The organism is Bradyrhizobium genosp. SA-4 str. CB756 (assembly GCF_000473125.1).
Classification (GTDB): domain Bacteria; phylum Pseudomonadota; class Alphaproteobacteria; order Rhizobiales; family Xanthobacteraceae; genus Bradyrhizobium; species Bradyrhizobium arachidis.
On sequence record NZ_KI421499.1, the window covers coordinates 5,599,458 to 5,612,283 of the forward strand.

General features: G+C 65.0%; 13 protein-coding genes. 4 read left to right on the top strand and 9 right to left on the bottom strand.

Annotated features, from left to right (window positions below; genetic code table 11):
- The first annotated feature begins 265 nt into the window (after positions 1 to 265).
- Positions 266 to 907, top strand: coding sequence for an OmpA family protein (locus BRAGE_RS0127255; RefSeq protein WP_027564286.1), 642 nt, complete (start codon positions 266 to 268; stop codon positions 905 to 907).
- A gap of 54 nt (positions 908 to 961) precedes the next feature.
- Here BRAGE_RS0127255 and BRAGE_RS0127260 read toward each other — a convergent pair whose 3' ends face one another.
- On the bottom strand, positions 962 to 2,242 hold the full coding sequence (locus BRAGE_RS0127260) for a phospholipid carrier-dependent glycosyltransferase (protein ID WP_027564285.1): 1,281 nt from the start codon (positions 2,240 to 2,242) through the stop codon (positions 962 to 964).
- 200 nt (positions 2,243 to 2,442) lie between these two features.
- Here BRAGE_RS0127260 and BRAGE_RS0127265 point away from each other — a divergent pair, with 200 nt between their 5' ends.
- Both BRAGE_RS0127265 and BRAGE_RS0127270 read left to right on the top strand, forming a co-directional pair.
- On the top strand, positions 2,443 to 3,144 hold the full coding sequence (locus BRAGE_RS0127265) for a FecR family protein (RefSeq protein WP_027564284.1): 702 nt from the start codon (positions 2,443 to 2,445) through the stop codon (positions 3,142 to 3,144).
- A 2-nt stretch (positions 3,145 to 3,146) separates the two neighbouring features.
- Complete coding sequence (locus BRAGE_RS0127270; RefSeq protein WP_027564283.1) at positions 3,147 to 4,292, top strand: hypothetical protein; 1,146 nt, start codon at positions 3,147 to 3,149, stop codon at positions 4,290 to 4,292.
- 124 nt (positions 4,293 to 4,416) lie between these two features.
- Here BRAGE_RS0127270 and BRAGE_RS0127275 read toward each other — a convergent pair whose 3' ends face one another.
- The 3 genes from BRAGE_RS0127275 to BRAGE_RS0127285 all read right to left on the bottom strand — a co-directional run bounded on the left by BRAGE_RS0127275 (position 4,417) and on the right by BRAGE_RS0127285 (position 6,012).
- Entirely contained in the window at positions 4,417 to 4,905 is a 489-nt protein-coding gene (locus BRAGE_RS0127275) for a VOC family protein (protein ID WP_027564282.1), read from the bottom strand.
- 38 nt (positions 4,906 to 4,943) lie between these two features.
- Entirely contained in the window at positions 4,944 to 5,372 is a 429-nt protein-coding gene (locus BRAGE_RS0127280) for a VOC family protein (RefSeq protein WP_027564281.1), read from the bottom strand.
- Between the two features lie 127 nt (positions 5,373 to 5,499).
- Positions 5,500 to 6,012, bottom strand: a complete 513-nt coding sequence (locus tag BRAGE_RS0127285; RefSeq protein WP_008568982.1) for a cupin domain-containing protein — start codon at positions 6,010 to 6,012, stop codon at positions 5,500 to 5,502.
- A gap of 127 nt (positions 6,013 to 6,139) precedes the next feature.
- On the opposite strand from BRAGE_RS0127285, the gene BRAGE_RS0127290 reads away from it, so the two are divergent.
- Positions 6,140 to 6,358, top strand: coding sequence for a CsbD family protein (locus tag BRAGE_RS0127290; RefSeq protein WP_027564280.1), 219 nt, complete (start codon positions 6,140 to 6,142; stop codon positions 6,356 to 6,358).
- Positions 6,359 to 6,506: 148 nt separating this feature from the next.
- On the opposite strand, the gene BRAGE_RS0127295 is transcribed toward BRAGE_RS0127290, so the two are convergent.
- The 5 genes from BRAGE_RS0127295 to ggt form a co-directional block, all read right to left on the bottom strand.
- Positions 6,507 to 6,971 carry an FKBP-type peptidyl-prolyl cis-trans isomerase gene (locus BRAGE_RS0127295; RefSeq protein WP_027564279.1) on the bottom strand — a complete coding sequence of 155 codons (465 nt, stop codon included), beginning with the start codon at positions 6,969 to 6,971 and terminating at the stop codon, positions 6,507 to 6,509.
- A gap of 61 nt (positions 6,972 to 7,032) precedes the next feature.
- Positions 7,033 to 9,324 (bottom strand): xanthine dehydrogenase family protein molybdopterin-binding subunit, encoded by a 2,292-nt coding sequence (locus BRAGE_RS0127300; RefSeq protein WP_027564278.1) that lies wholly within the window; start codon positions 9,322 to 9,324, stop codon positions 7,033 to 7,035.
- A gap of 2 nt (positions 9,325 to 9,326) precedes the next feature.
- Positions 9,327 to 10,343, bottom strand: a complete 1,017-nt coding sequence (locus BRAGE_RS0127305; protein ID WP_027564277.1) for an FAD binding domain-containing protein — start codon at positions 10,341 to 10,343, stop codon at positions 9,327 to 9,329.
- A 4-nt stretch (positions 10,344 to 10,347) separates the two neighbouring features.
- Positions 10,348 to 10,911: a (2Fe-2S)-binding protein gene (locus BRAGE_RS0127310; RefSeq protein WP_430642267.1), complete on the bottom strand. Its 564-nt coding sequence runs from the start codon at positions 10,909 to 10,911 to the stop codon at positions 10,348 to 10,350.
- 216 nt (positions 10,912 to 11,127) lie between these two features.
- Positions 11,128 to 12,714 (bottom strand): gamma-glutamyltransferase, encoded by a 1,587-nt coding sequence (gene ggt / locus BRAGE_RS0127315; RefSeq protein ID WP_027564275.1) that lies wholly within the window; start codon positions 12,712 to 12,714, stop codon positions 11,128 to 11,130.
- Between the last annotated feature and the right edge of the window lie 112 nt (positions 12,715 to 12,826).

The following is a 12,826-nucleotide window of genomic DNA, read 5'->3' on the forward strand; positions in this document are numbered from 1 at the left end:
CGGGGCCGCGAGTCCAGCAGGTATCGAACACTCTTCCGAGAAAGCGAGAGGGGTCAGCATTCTGCTTCTGCGGCCGAATGAGACAGCGCTTCTTCCCGGTGGCAGGGCGCTGCCACTCACCCGACACGCAATGGATGCCAATTGGCTCCGGCGCGCAGGACATTTTGGCCATTTGGAATGTGACCCGCATCACATCGGGGCCTTTGAACCTGTCCTAGGCTCCCAGCATCAAATCGCTATCAGGCGTCACACCGAGGATACGACAATGACCCGTTTCGATAAGTTTTTTGCACTGAAGGCGATCACTCTGACGGCCGCGCTGTCGATGACGGCGAGCCTTGCTCTCGCCGGCGACAACAACTTCTCCGCCGACCAGATCGTGAATGCGTTGAAGCCGAAGCCGGCGACCCGCGGCCTGTCCGTCGGACCGCAAGCCGATCCGACCGCGCAGGCCAAGGAAGCGACCTTCCTGAACACCGTGCGCAACCGCTCGACCCGATCGCTCTCGATGGGCGAACGCGAGCAGATCGCCGAGTTAGCTGCGACCAAGCCGAAGATCGATCTGGAGATCCAGTTCGACTACAACTCGGCCGACATCGCCAAGACCTCGGTGTCGTCGGTGCAGGCGCTCGGCAAGGCCCTATCCGACCCGGCGCTGAAGGGCTCGACCTTCGTGGTCGCCGGCCACACCGATGCGATCGGCGGCGAAGAGTACAATCAGGGGCTCTCCGAACGTCGCGCCGACACCATCAAGAAGTACCTGGTGCAGAACTACGGCCTCAACGGCACCGATCTCGTCACCGTCGGCTACGGCAAGACCAAGCTGAAGGACACCGCCAACGGCGCCGACCCGATCAACCGCCGCGTCCAGGTCGTGAACATGGACACCAAGACCGCGTCGAAATAATCGCGACGATCAATGAGCCGCCTGCCACAATCAGCGGCAGGCGGTTTTCTGATGTCAGATCCAGCTCTGGAACAACATCAGGCGGTTGAAATTCTGCATCGTCGTACCGATGAACGCCGCCGAGATCGGCAGCATCATGGCAAAGCCGATGGCGGCGATGCCGACATAGGCCCATAGCAGCCAGCGCGGCAGCCCCTGTCTTCGCAGCACATAGACCAGCGCGAGCGATGCAATCGTTGCTGCCGGCAGATAGTAGTAGATGAAGCCGAGCGTGCGTGGCAGCAGCGCCCAGGCGAGCCAGCAGCCGAAATAGAACGTTGCGATCAGGAACGCATCCCAGCGGCGCGCGACGACGAAGTCGCGCAGCACGATTGCGAGCGCGAGCAGCGCCGGCCACATCACCAGGGGATTGCCGAGAAAGACGACCGCGGAGACGCTATTCTCCGAAGACTTGTCGAACAGAAACCACACCGGTCGCGCCAGCAGCGGCCAGGACGGCCACGCGCTCATATAGGTATGCCCCGCGATCGCGGCCGTGGTGTTGTCCGCAAAGATCCGGCGCTGCGCCTCGATCAGATCCGATAGCGAGAAGCCATAGAGCGGAACGAATGCGGCCAGATACGTGATCGCCGGCAAGACCGCGAAGCAGAGTGCAACGTGATGCACGCGAAAGTCGGGCCAGAGGTCGGGCCGATACCAGTCGCCCGGCTTGGCGTCGGCAAACAGCGTGCGCCAGCCCTGCATCAGGCGGATCACCGCAACGATGACGATGCAGACCCCGAGCGGAAACAGGCCGCTCCATTTGCAGGCCGCAGCAAAGCCGAGCAGAGCGCCTGCGAGCGCGAACAGCGCATGCGGGCGCTCTCTTCGAAACCCATGCATGAAGGCGGCGATCGCGAGCAGGCCGAAGCCTAACGCGAAGATGTCGAGCATCGCGATGCGCGCCTGCACGTACAGCATCTGGTTGAACGCCGCGATCAGCGCGGCGGCGATCGCAGGCCCTTGCGCGGAAAACAGCGCAAGGGCGCTCAGATAGATCGCGACGATCGCGAGCGCGCCGAACAATGTCGCGAGATAGCGCCAGCCGAATGCGTTGTCGCCGAACGTGGCAATCGAGGCCGCGATCAGCTCCTTGGCCAGCGGCGGGTGCATCGGATTGAGCATCGGCTGCGACATTGCAGGCGCCAGCATCTGCCGCGCCGCCGGCACGTAGTGCACCTCGTCGAAGACGAATTTCTCCGGGGTCGTCAGGCCAATCAGCAGCGCCAGATGCGCAACCAGGAAGATCGCGACAGCGATCACTGCGCTCTGCGACAGCTTCGGAACCGCTGACACTTCGATCGGCTGTTGTGGAGATATCTTGCGTGGCAAATCTGCTTCACCGGGAGAATAATCTGGACGGCGGTTTTCATTGAACGCATTCCGCCGCAACTGTCACTAAGCATAGCGCAGGTCCCGCGCCGCTTGTGATAATTTCGCCACATCAGAAGCGCGCGCGATCCGGTACGATCAGGGACACATCGATCGGTTGCGAAATGAATTTGCGTTTCTCGTTTTTCTCCACACTGCTGACGGCCGTGCTGTGCGCGGCGTCTGGCGCGCAAGCGCAGACGCGCGTCGGCGAAGCCGTCGTGATCCAGAACGAAGTGGTGCGCGTCGCCGCGACCGCGACTCCGATCAATGTCGGCGACAGCATGCTGCGCGACGAGACCGTGCGCACCGGCGCCGACAGCGCCGCGCGCTTCGTCATGGCCGACAGCACCAATCTCTCGCTCGGCCCGAGCGCCACGCTCAAGCTCGATCGTACCGTCTTCAACGACGAGCACAGCTATCGCGATGTCGCGATCCGCATGACCACGGGCGCGTTCCGCTTCGTCACCGGCCATTCCGAGAAGACCGCCTACAAGATCACGACGCCGCTCGCGACCATCGGCGTACGCGGCACCACGCTCGACATCCTGTCGCAGCGCGGCCGCTCGGTCGTCGTGCTTCAGGACGGCGCGGCCAGCGTCTGCACGCTGAGCTTCCAATGCGTGCAGCTCGCCCAGCCGGGCGACACAGCAGTGATCACCTCCACTGGCGGCAAGGTCAGCATCACCAAGACCAATACACCGCCCTGGACGTTTGCCGCCAATTGCGCCGCAAGCGCGGGGCTGTGCTCAGTCAACCAATATGCCGACGCCACGCCAACCATCACGCCCGCCGTCCATGACGACGGCATGCTGTGCGGGCGCTGATGATGGCGAAACACCGCTTGAGGCGTTTCCTGCCTGCCGCGGTGCTGGCCGCAGCCGCCACGTTCGCGCTGGCGGCGCTCCATGCGCGTCCGGCCATGGCGCAGGCCTCCTGCGAGTCGAATTGCTACGGGCCCACGCCAACGCCCAGCTACGCGCCGACGTCCACGCCCACGAGTACGCCCACGACGACCCCGACATCCAGCGGGCCGTCCCCCTATCCGTCACCTTATCCGAGCCCGAGTCCCAGCCCGACCGGCGCGGATTCCAGCGGCAATTCGATCGGCGGTCTCGCGGGCCAGCGCTTCAACCAGATGATCACCAACCGGGTGCTCGGCACGGTGCTGCTCGGCGTCAACGAGCAGGTCAATTGCAGTGATTGCATCAGCGCGTTCGGGTCGGCCGGCTCATTCTCGGCCGGCATTCACGGCCGCAAGGAGCTCACCAACAATTTGTCGCTCCTCGCCGGCATCGCCTACACGCAATACAACGAGGGCGGGTACAAGATCACCAGCGCGCCGATCGGCGCCTTTGCGCTGCGCTACGACTTCACCGACTGGGGCTCGTCGCGCCCGTTCTTCGACGTCGGCACCATCCTGACGCCGTGGGAGAAGGCCCGCTACACCCGCAGCTACGACACCAACCTCGGCCCGGTGAGCGTGACGAGCTCGACCAATGCGGCGAACTATGCCGTCTACGGCCGCGCCGGCTGGATGAGCCGCGTCTCGCCGCGCGACGAGGTCGCGGCCTCGATCGAGGTCTGGCAGCTCTGGCAGCGCGTGTCCGGCTATAGCGACAGCGCAGTCGCTTTCAACCCGTTCGACGCCAGCATCGCGACCGGCACCGACCGCACCAACCTGGTCAAGATCGGCGGCCAGTGGACGCATCTCTACGGCGGCAACATCGAGACCAACATCAACGGTGGCTGGGTGCAGTCGTTCGCCGGCCATAGCGGCATCGTTGCGACGGTCACCGGCAACGGCACGGTGGTGCCGACCATGGGCAACCAGGGCTGGTTCGAATATGGCGGCCGACTAGGCTTCCGGGTGCAGAAGGGCTGGATCGTGGACCTGTTCGCGAACGGCACGCTGGGCCCGCAGCCGGTGGGCAACACCATCCATGGCGGCGTGGGGCTGCGGATCAATTATTAGAGCGCCCAGGGACGGTCCCGTAGGGTGGGCAAAGCGAAAGCGTGCCCACCACTTCTCGCAATCAGGGACGGATGGTGGCACGGCGCTTCGCGCCTTTGCCCACCCTACGGCACCTGTGTCGACGTCACGCCGCGGACTTGCCCTCGAACGCGCGCCGCAGCGCCTCCACGTCCAGCTTGACCATCTTCATCATGGCCTGCATCGCGCGCGCGGCCGCGGCCCTGTCGGGGCTCGACAGGAATTCGAACATCACCTTCGGCACCACCTGCCAGGCCACGCCCCAGCGGTCCCTGAGCCAGCCGCACTGCTCTTCCCTGCCGCCATGCGCCAGGAACGCGTTCCAGACGCTATCGACCTGGGCCTGGTCGTCGCAATGGATCATCAGCGAGATGGCGTGGGTGTATTCCATCGTCATGCCGCCGTTGAGCGCGACCAGGGGCTGCCCGGCGACAGTGAACTCGACGACCAGCACCGAGCCCGTCTTGCCGGACGGGCCGTCCGAAACGTTCTGCTGAACGTGCGTGATCTCCGAATTCGGAACGAGCGAGGTGTAGAACTTCGCGGCTTCCTCGGCATCGCCGTTGAACCACATGCAGGGCACGAGCTTGGACATGAAGCGCACTCCTCTTTGGTTGTTCGATCGGGCTTCGATCAGGCGTTCGCCATCTCGGACTGCGCGGCGAACGCTGCCATGTCCATCCAGTTCACACCCCACATATGGCCATCCGGATCCTCGAAGCTGCGGCCGTACATGAAGCTGTATTCGTCCTTCGGGCTGGGATCGGCGACCCCGCCTGCAGCCTCGGCCCTGGCAACGATCTCGTCGACCTCGCTCCGGCTCTCGGCGGACAGGCAGAACAGCGCCTGGTTCGAGGTCTTCGCATCCGCGATCGGCTTCGGCGTGAACTGGCGGAATTTGTCGTGGGTCGTCAGCATCGCGTAGATGGTCTCGGAGAAGACCATGCAGCTCGCGGTGTCATCGCAGAATTGCGGGTTCCTGGTCGCGCCGACCGCCTCGTAAAAGGCCGTGGCGCGCTTCAGGTCGGTCACCGGCAGATTGATGAAGATCATCCTGGGCATCGGAAGCTCCTTGGGCGGGGTTCTGCCCAAGGACGGATGGCCCGACGGCCATCCGACATCGCTTCCGGATATTTTTTGCCGCCTCCCTGGAGGCGACCGCACTGCCCCGCGGCGGTCTCGGGAGGTCTTACTTCTTCTCGTTGGGATCCCGGTGCACCGGGTCGATCCACAGCACGGTCTCGGGCTTCTCGACCGGCTCGATGTCGAGGTTGATCGCGACCGCCTCGCCGTCGCTGCGCACCAGCACGCATTCCAGCACCTCGTCCGGGCTGGCGTTGATCTCCTGGTGCGGCACGTAGGGCGGCACGAAAATGAAATCGCCGGGGCCAGCCTCGGCGGTGAATTGCAGCTTCTCGCCCCAGCGCATCCGCGCCTTGCCCTTCACCACGTAGATGACGCTTTCGAGATGGCCGTGGTGATGCGCGCCGGTCTTGGCATCCGGCTTGATGCTGACCGTGCCCGCCCACAATTTCTGCGCGCCGACGCGCGCGAAATTGATCGCGGCCGCGCGGTCCATGCCGGCCGTCGAGGGCACGTTGGTGTCGAGCTGGTTGCCGGGAATGACGCGCACGCCGTCATGTTTCCAGCGATCATCGTGATCGTGGTCATGGTGGGAATGCGAATGGTCATGGCCGGTCATGGGACTTCTTTCTGTTGGTTCCGTGCGCGGCAAACTACCCCAAAGCCGCATCCGCAAGCCATACCAAAATCGGAACTCTCGTAGCTGCGGGACGTTGCCCTCATGAGCAAATTGGATGGAGAGTTTCATGGGTAGCACCACCGACAAGATCAAGGGCACCGCCAACGAGACGATCGGCAAGGCCAAGCAGGGCATCGGCGAAGCCACCGGTTCCGAGCGCCTGCAGGGCGAAGGCGCGGTCCAGGAAGTGAAGGGCAAGGGCCAGAAGGCCATGGGCGATGCCAAGGACGCAGCAAAGGACGCGGCGGATCGCGCCGCTGCGGCGGCTCGTCGCGCGGCAGAGTAGCGCGACTAGCGTTGAAAGCGAAAAGACCGGCCGCAAGGCCGGTCTTTTTGTTGGTCCATTCACGCCGTCATTCCGGGGCGCGAAGCGAACCCGGAATCTCGAGATTCCGGGTTCGGCTCTTCGAGCCGCCCCGGAATGACGCTTCGCGTCACTTCACCGCGAGCAATTCCACGTCGAACATCAGCGTCGCGTTCGGCGGGATCACGCCGCCGGCGCCGCGGGCGCCGTAGCCGAGCTGCGGCGGAATGATCAGCGTGCGCTTACCGCCGACCTTCATCGTGGCAACGCCCTCGTCCCAGCCGGCGATGACGCGGCCCTTGCCGATCGGGAATTCGAACGGCTCGTTGCGGTCGACGGACGAGTCGAATTTCTTGCCCTTCTGGCCGTTCTCGTAGAGCCAGCCGGTGTAATGCATCACGCAGATCTGGCCGGGTTTTGGCGAAGCGCCGGTGCCGACGACGCTGTCGGTGACTTGCAAGCCTGAAGCTGTGGTCATGGTCTTTCCTGCGGTCTGGGCCGAGGCCGTGGTGGAAACGAATGTCGACACGCCGGCGATCACGGTGATCGCGAGTGCCGACATGATGGCGAGGAGTGCGCGTTGAAAACGCTGCATAAGGCACCTTCGGTTTGAGGCGGAAGGTGTCTAGCGCAAGGCGCGTGGGGATTCCACCCCTTTAGACCTCGATATTTTCCAGCCGCACCGGCAGCTTGCGGATGCGCTGGCCGGTGGCGTGATAGATCGCGTTGCAGATCGCGGCGTTGGTACCGACATTGGCGAGCTCGCCGAGCCCCTTGGCGCCCGCGGGATTGATGTGATCGTCCTGCTCGGAGAGCAGGATCACCTCGACGCTTGGTGTGTCCGCATTCACGGGCACAAGATAATCGGCGAGATTGTCGTTGACGTAGCGCGCATAGCGCTTGTCGATCTCCGTGGCCTCCAGCAGGGCCGAGGACATGCCCCAGATCAGGCCGCCCATCAGCTGGCTGCGCGCCGTGCGCGGATTCATGATGCGGCCGGCCGCGAAGGCGCCGACCAGGCGGGGGCTGCGGATCTCGTGCGTGAAGCGGTTGACGCGGACCTCGACGAACTCCGCACCGAAGGCGTAGGCAATCTTGTCCTTCATCTGGTGGCCGCCGACGAGCCGCGCGTGCCCGCTATGCATGGCCTTGAAGGAATCCAGCGGCGCGCCTTCCGGCTTCCACTCGCCATATTCCTCGACGACGCCGACACCGAGCGCGTCGAATGCCTTGTCCAGATCGAGCGGACGATCGCTCTTTGCGGCTTGCGTCGTCGGCGTCTGTCCCATGCCGATGGTTTCCTTGGCCTTGTCGGTCAGGCTCGCATTCGGCATCACCGCCTTGAACAGCCGCTGGCGGATCTGGTCGCACACCATCATCACCGCCGAGCAGGTGCTGGCGGTCGAGTTCGAGCCGCCGGCCACCGGCGCTGGCGGCAGATCGCTATCGCCGATGAAGACGGCGACCTTCTCCAGCGGCACGCCGAGCCGCTCGGACGCGGTCTGGGCGATGATCGTGTAGGCGCCGGTGCCGATCTCGTGGCCCGCGATCTCCACGCGGGTACGGCCGTCGCGCTGGAGGCGCACGCGCGCGGCCGAGGGCGCCATCTGCGTCGGATAGCAGGTGGCGGCGCAGCCATAGCCGATCAGCCAGTCGCCCTCCGCCATCGATTTCGGCTCCGGCGATCGCTGCGACCAGCCGAACGCCTTGGCGGCTTCGTCGAAGCACGCCATCAGCGAGCGCGACGTGTAGGGCTTGCCGTCGATCGGCTCGTTGGTCGTGTCGTTGATGCGGCGGAGCTCGACCGGATCCATGTTGAGCTTGACCGCGAGCTCGTCCATCGCGCTCTCCAGCGCGAACAGATACGGCACCTCCGGCGGCGAGCGCATGAAGCCCGGCGTGTTGCGGTCGGCGCGCACGATCGACACCAGGCTGTCGACGTTCGGACAGGCATAGAGCCGCGTCGTGGTCTTGGTGCCGCCGACGCAATAGGGATCCGGACGCGAGGACACCTCGGCGCCCTCGTGCCTGAGCGCGGTCAGCTTGCCGTCACGGCTGGCGCCAAGCTTGATCTCGTGCCGCGTCTCGGCGCGGTAGGTCGCGATGGTAAAGCCCTGGTCGCGGGTGGCGACGAGCTTGATGGGCCGGTTCAGGCGCTTCGCAATGCCGGCGATGATGGCGGTGCGCGGCGTCATCGAGCCGCGCGAGCCGAAGCCGCCGCCGACATAGGGATTGACCACGCGCACCTTGTCGGCGTCGATGCCGAGCTGCTCGGCGACGCCGTTCTTCAGGCCGTATACATACTGGCTGCCCTCATAGATGACGAGGTCCTCGCCCATCCAGGCGCAGCTCGTCGTGAACAGCTCCATCGGATTGTGGTGCTGGGTCGGCGTGTCGTAGGAGGCGGTGAGCTTGACCTCGGCCTCGTCGAACGCCTTGGCAAAATCGCCGACCTTCGGGTCTTCCTTGAACTGCGAGTTCTGCCCCTTCGCGGCGGCTGTCGTCGTGCCCGGGGAATCGAAGGTCGCGGTGGGCGCAGCGGCCGTATAGCTGACCTTGATGCGGTTGGCCGCCTCGCGCGCGGCCTCATAGGTGTCCGCGATCACGACAGCGATGATCTGGCCGTCATGCGCGATCTCGGCCGATTTCAGCGGCTGGATCGTCGTGCCGGCATAGCCGCCATTGCTGAAAAGTTTCGACTCCTTCAGCTTCGGGGCGTTCTCGTGCGTGACGATGTCGATCACACCGCGGACGCGCCTGGCATTATCGAGGTCGAAGCTGTCGATGCGGCCCTTGGCGATGGCGCTGGTGACCAGGTAGGCATGGGCCGGATTGTCCAGCGGCATGTCGGACGCATAGGTCGCGCGCCCCGTGACTTTTGCGGTCGCATCGTAGCGCGGCACGGGCTGGCCCATATTGGCCTTCGGCTCGGGAGCAGCAGCGGTCATGGTCAGATCTCCATCGTTACGGCCTGCTGGAGCGCACGCGCCACCACGCGCTTTCCGAGCGCGATCTTGAAATTGTTGTGCTGACGTCCTCTGGCATGGGCGAAAGCGGCATCCGCAACACGCTGCGCCAGCCCATCGTCGAACTTCTGGCCCTTGAGCAGCGCCTCCGCCTCGCGTGCCCTCCAGGGCACGGTCGCGACGCCGCCGAGCGCGACGCGCGCATCCTTGATCGTGCCGTCCTGCACGTCGAGCGCGACGGCCGCCGAGGACAGCGCGAATTCATAGGATTGCCGGTCGCGCGCCTTGAGGTACACCGAACGCGGCCAGCGGCCGGTGATGACAAAGGCCGAGATCAGCTCGCCGGGCTGAAGCGTGGTCTCGATATCGGGCGTGCTGCCGGGCGCCTTGTGCAACTCCGCGAACGGCATGTTGCGCGTGCCGGACCTGCCGGTGATCTCGACCGTGGCGTCCAGCGCGATCAGCGCCTGGGCGAAATCGCCAGGATAGGTGGCGATACAGTGGTCGGACGTGCCGAGCACGGCATGCATGCGGTTGACGCCGTCCATTGCGGCACAGCCGGAACCGGGATTGCGCTTGTTGCAATTCTCGTAGGAGACATCGCGGAAATAGCTGCACCGCGTCCGCTGCATCACGTTGCCGCCGAGCGTTGCCATGTTGCGCAGCTGGGCGCTGGCGGCAAGCTTCAGCGAGTTCGCGATCACCGGATAGTCCCGCTGGATCCCGTCATGCGCGGCGACATCAGACATCTTTGCGAGCGCGCCGAGCCGCAGCTTGTCGCCGCCCGGCTCGATCGCCGACCAGCCGCGCGCGAGCGGATTGATGTCGACGATCGCGGCGGGCCGCATCACGTCGAGCTTCATCAGATCGATCAACGTGGTGCCGCCGGCGAGCGGCTGCGCAGCGGCCTGCGTCAGCGGATCGTTGGCGGCCGCGGCGGCGCTGAGCGCCTGCACGGCCATGTCGGGGTCGCTCGCCCTCTGATACGAGAAAGGTCGCATGTGCCTAGCCTTTCATGATTTCGGGCGCGGCCTGCTTCACGGCGGCGACGATGTTGGGATAGGCGGCGCAGCGGCAGATGTTGCCGCTCATATATTCGCGGATGTCGGCCTCGTTGTTGGCATGCCCCTCCTTCACGCAGGCGATCGCCGACATGATCTGCCCCGGTGTGCAATAGCCGCACTGGAACGCGTCATTGTCGACGAAGGCCTGCTGCATCGGATGCAGGTGATCGTCGGTGGCAAGGCCCTCGATCGTGGTGATCTCCTGCCCCTCGGCGGCGAGCGCGAGCGTCAGGCACGACACCACGCGGCGGTCGTTGATCAGCACGGTGCAGGCGCCGCACTGGCCGTGATCGCAGCCCTTCTTGCTGCCTGTGAGCTTGAGATGTTCGCGCAACGCATCGAGCACCGTGGTGCGGGCGTCGATGTGCAGGCGCTTGTCCTTGCCGTTGACGTGCAGCGTGACATCGACGGGAAGCGCCGGATCCAGCGCGGACGGCGCGTCCGCCTCCTGCGCGGCCGCGCGCGCGGTGATCGGAACGAGGGCACTGCCGGCTGCGCCCGCCATGAAGGCGCGGCGATCGAATCCGGATGATCGGGAACTTGAATTGTCGGACATTGACGGCCTCCGCCGCTTCAAAACAAAGCAGCGCACGCCTGCACCGCTCACCGCCAACCAACTTGGGGCCATGAGCTCCGTTCCGAACGGGAAAGGGCGGCACAGCCAATGCCGTGCCGCCCTTCGTCAATTTTTCCTGATGTCTTCGCGAGGAACCGCGCGCGATCAATAGCCCAGCGCGCAGCCGTCCTTGCGCGGATCGGAACCGCCGGTGAGGGTGCCCTTGTCCCAGTCGATCCAGATCGCCTGGGCGCCGCCGAGCGGGCCGACGACACTGGTGGTCTTATGGCCGAGCTTCTTCAGGCCCTCGACAATATCGGCCGGCACGCTGTCCTCGAGCTGATAGTGGCCCTCGTAATGCAGGCCGCGCGGCATGTCGATCGCCTCCTGTACGTCGCAGCCGTAGTCGAGGATGTTAGTCAGCAGATGAGTCTGACCGGTCGGCTGGTACTGGCCGCCCATCACCGCGAACGACATCGTGGAACGGCCGCCCTTGGTGAGCAGCCCCGGCATGATCGTGTGCAGCGGGCGCTTGCCGCCTTCGATGCAGTTGGGATGGCCGGGCTGGATGCGGAAGCCGCCGGCGCGGTTCTGGAACAGCACGCCGGTCTTGTTGGAGACGATCGCCGAGCCGAACGAATGCGCGACCGAGTTGATGAACGAGCAGACGTTGCGGTCCTTGTCCACCACGGTGATGTAGATGGTCGAGGGGTTCATCGGCGGCGCGACATTCGGCAGGTCGAGCATGCCGTCCATACGGATCTTGCTGATATACTCGTCGGCAAAGCCCTTCTCGAGCATCTCGGCGACGTTGATCTTCATGTGCTCGGGAGAGGCGACATGCATCTCGCGGTTCATGTAGGCGATGCGCGCGGCTTCCGCCTCGAGATGGAAGCGCTCGACGCTGACGGGGGCGTATTTGGTCAGGTCGAAGCGCGACAGGATGTTGAGCATCAACAGCGCCGTGACGCCCGGGCCGTTCGGCGGGCACTGCCAGACGTCGTAGCCCTTGTACATGGCGCCGATCGGCTTCGTCGTCTCGGTGGTGTGCGCGGCGAAATCGTCGAGGGTGTGGAGACCGCCGATCGAGCGCAGGGTCTCGACCATGTCTTCCGCGACCTCGCCCTTGTAGAAGGCGTCGCGGCCGTCCTTGGCGATCGCGCGCAGGGTCTTGCCGAGCTCGGCCTGGCGGATGACGTCGCCGGCCACCGGCGGCTTGCCGCCCGGCAACAGGTAGCGAACGGTGTTGGTGCCGGCCTTGAGCTTCTCGAACTGGTTCTTCCAGTCGAAGGCGATGCGGGGCGCGACGACGTAACCTTCCTCGGCGGCCTTGATCGCGGGCTGGAGCAGGCGGTCGAAGCCGAACTTGCCGTGATCGCGCAGCACGGTCGCGAAGCAGTCGATCACGCCGGGGATCGAGACCGCATGGGCCGAGGTCAGCGGCACGGAATTGATCTTGCGCTCGAGATACCAGTCGGCGTTGGCCGCCTTCGGGGCGCGGCCGGAGCCGTTATAGGCGATGATCTTGCCCTCGCCGCGCGGCTGGATCAGCGCGAAGCAGTCGCCGCCGATGCCGGTCGATTGCGGCTCGATCACGGCGAGAATGGCCGAGCCCGCGACCGCCGCGTCCACCGCCGTGCCGCCCTCGCGCAGCACCTCGATCGCGGCCAGCGAGGCCTGCGGATGCGAGGTCGCCACCACCGCGTTGGTGGCGTGAACCGTGGACCTGCCGGGGAAATGGAAGTTTCTCATTGAATTTTTGCTCTCTCAGACCGTCGGCGCGGATAGCGCGCCGTCTCGGAAAAACCGGGCCTACATGACACATTCCGGCCCATCCGGGCAATCCTGGCATACCAGGGAAATG